Source organism: Oleiphilus sp. HI0132 (assembly GCF_001635845.1).
In genome coordinates this window covers 1-1,067 of the sequence record NZ_LWGJ01001790.1, presented here as the reverse complement: position 1 = coordinate 1,067, position 1,067 = coordinate 1, and the positions used below count along the sequence as shown (strand labels likewise).

Genomic DNA, 1,067 nt, shown 5'->3' with positions numbered 1-1,067 from the left:
GTCTCGGTATGGCTCCCTGAAACTTGTTCTTATCGTTTGCTATTTGAAGGGAAGCCGCTACCCCAGTGGCACCCCTTGATCGCGGGTAGCAAAATTATGATGCATGAAAATCACATTTCGGTGCGCTCAAAAGCAATCAGCGAAAGCCTGGTTTCAGAAGACGATTGGGAAGACTACATAATTTAGTTTGTTATGGCTGTCAGGCAGATGAACTACACTAAAAATTGCGAATTAATAATGAGATGGGCTCGCTCGATCTTGTTTAGTTGATATAGGCTTAAGGATAGATAGTTGGAAAGTTTTTCATACCTTGCTGCGTGGGCAGTGTACCTGATTTCCGCGCTCGTGATGATTGCCGTATTTTGGCGAATGACCAGAAATCTCAAGCTACGTCGAACCCGGCGATCTTTAAGGGTTCTGGTTGCCGTCCTCTTGTTAACGCCTATCAATATTGCGACAGATGCAAGTATTTGGCTGGCACCCGCCTACCTTGTTGGTGCTTATGACTGGGTTTTGGGTCACACAGATAAAGCGCTTCAAGCAGGGGTTTATATTGCCGCCGCTTATGCATTAATGATCGTTGTGGTGATGTTGGAATCGGTTATGAGAAGACTCTTGGGTATGGAGAAGGCTGGATGAGTGGTATCGAAACAGGCTTGTATCAGCATTATAAGGGGGCTGAATACGAGGTACTTGGCCTGGTCACGCATAGCGAGACAGAGGAAAAGTTGGTTGTCTATAGAGCTTTATATGGCGAGTTTGGATTGTGGGTGCGTCCTTTAGATATGTTTAAAGAGTCAGTGTCCATCAACGGTCTAGAGCAAGATCGCTTTAAGCTCATCAATGCCTATAACGTCGAGCTAGGAAAACATTTACCTTCATCACTCTAAACTTAGTGAAACACACTAATCTTCTATAAAAACAACAGGTAAGCGTTAATTTAAGAGAAAATACTTTTAATATCGCATTGTTGTTGTTGTAAAACCTGCTATAAATTATCTATGTTCGACTAATTTTGTCCATAATGCCTCATTTGTTTGGGCCGGGATCATGCAGGGGAATCTATG

Annotated in this window: 2 protein-coding genes and 1 pseudogene; all 3 read left to right on the top strand. The window is 43.2% G+C overall.

Going from position 1 to position 1,067, the window contains the following annotated elements; genetic code table 11:
• Positions 1–186: pseudogene (locus tag A3766_RS32355) on the top strand (hypothetical protein); the annotation flags it as partial.
• Positions 187–291: 105 nt separating this feature from the next.
• A complete protein-coding gene (locus tag A3766_RS27130; RefSeq protein ID WP_068514779.1) occupies positions 292–639 on the top strand; it encodes a hypothetical protein in 348 nt (115 codons plus the stop codon).
• Positions 636–890, top strand: coding sequence for a DUF1653 domain-containing protein (locus A3766_RS27125; RefSeq protein WP_068514784.1), 255 nt, complete (start codon positions 636–638; stop codon positions 888–890). Before A3766_RS27130 ends, A3766_RS27125 begins: the two co-directional genes overlap by 4 nt.
• Positions 891–1,067 lie beyond the last annotated feature (177 nt).